Raw genomic sequence first — 1,317 nt, forward strand, 5'->3', positions numbered from 1 at the left:
TTAAATTTGTATGAACCATACCCACCTCAAAAGTTATACTTTAATATAACTAATTATCCCTCATTCGATTTTTAAATCAATCAATTTTTGTATAAAAAACAAGAAAAGATGAATGCATCAAGAGTTTCACTTATAATATAAATAATTGGATATAAGCTATTAAGCAAGCCTACCTGTATTACATTTTCTTCGAAAATATATACAGGGCTTGTTAGGGGTGAAACCCCTAAGACCCCAAAAGCATCAATTTAGAAATAAGACCACAATCTCCGAATGATCTTATTTCTAAATTGCACAGCAAAAAAACTGTTAATAGGAACTAGAAATGTTACGCACGAAAACTAAATCGTTTCGCATGACTGAACTACAACTAGAACAATTAAAAGAATACTTAGAAAAAGAACAAACGGAATTTTCTGATTTTCTGCACTCTCTGATTCAAAGAGAAATCATGCAAAATGCAACAACAGTTGTGCAGAAAAAAGAAGATGAGGAAGAGGCGAAACCAAGAGTTAAAGTTAAAAGGATCTTCGAGGTCATCAAACGCTATCAAAAAACAGATCCTAGCTTATTGCTTGAACTCTCTAAAATCGGGAATAACTTAAATCAAATCGCAAGAGCATTAAACATCATTAAAAATGCGAGTGCTGACGAACAAAAAAAGTTAGATATTTTGAGTATTTTTCTCGTTCTAAAAGATATTCAAACGGGGTTAGAACAGATATTTCCAACGCTACCCGAAATTAAAAGACAAACCCCTGAACGACTACAAAAGCAGTTGTCATCTATCGCGTTATCTGAGGAAGATGAACGTGCATATTAAGTTTTTAAAGCACGGTAAAGGTTCGGCAGTACATGCTTCAGCATATGTTTTAGATCACTTAGATCATCAGGAAAATGTCCGTGCAGGCGTTGAGGTTTTACGCGGTGATGCCATGACATTTAATGCTGCGTGTACTGCGAACCCTCATCTCTGGAAATATACATCAGGTGTGATTGCATGGTCGAAAGAAGATAATCCAACAGACCAGCAAATTGAAGAAGTTTTAAATGAGTTTGAGAAACATGCGTTTGCTGGTTTAGACCCATGTCAATATCATCTCTTTGCTGTTTTACATATCGATGATGATGGCTCAAAACATATTCATGTTTTAACGCCTAGACTCGATCTACAGACTGGAAAAGCACTCAATATTGCCCCACCCGGCCACGAAACTCACTTTGATGCATTACGTGATTATCTCAATCTCAAACATGGATGGTCTCGCCCAGACGATCTGCTTTTGATGAAGACAACACAAGAACCCAATCACATTG

The 1,317-nt window shown here is 36.1% G+C and carries 2 protein-coding genes; both read left to right on the plus strand.

Translation table 11 applies throughout. The features are described 5' to 3' along the window. The first annotated feature begins 325 nt into the window (after nucleotides 1-325). Entirely contained in the window at nucleotides 326-823 is a 498-nt protein-coding gene (gene mobC, locus P256_RS08795; RefSeq protein ID WP_023273338.1) for a plasmid mobilization relaxosome protein MobC, read from the plus strand. Continuing rightward, nucleotides 807-1,317, plus strand: a 511-nt coding sequence (locus P256_RS08800) for a relaxase/mobilization nuclease domain-containing protein (protein WP_155756756.1), incomplete at its 3' end; no start/stop codon positions are given. The genes mobC and P256_RS08800, both read left to right, overlap by 17 nt.

This window comes from Acinetobacter nectaris CIP 110549, assembly GCF_000488215.1.
GTDB classification, from domain to species: Bacteria; Pseudomonadota; Gammaproteobacteria; order Pseudomonadales; family Moraxellaceae; genus Acinetobacter; species Acinetobacter nectaris.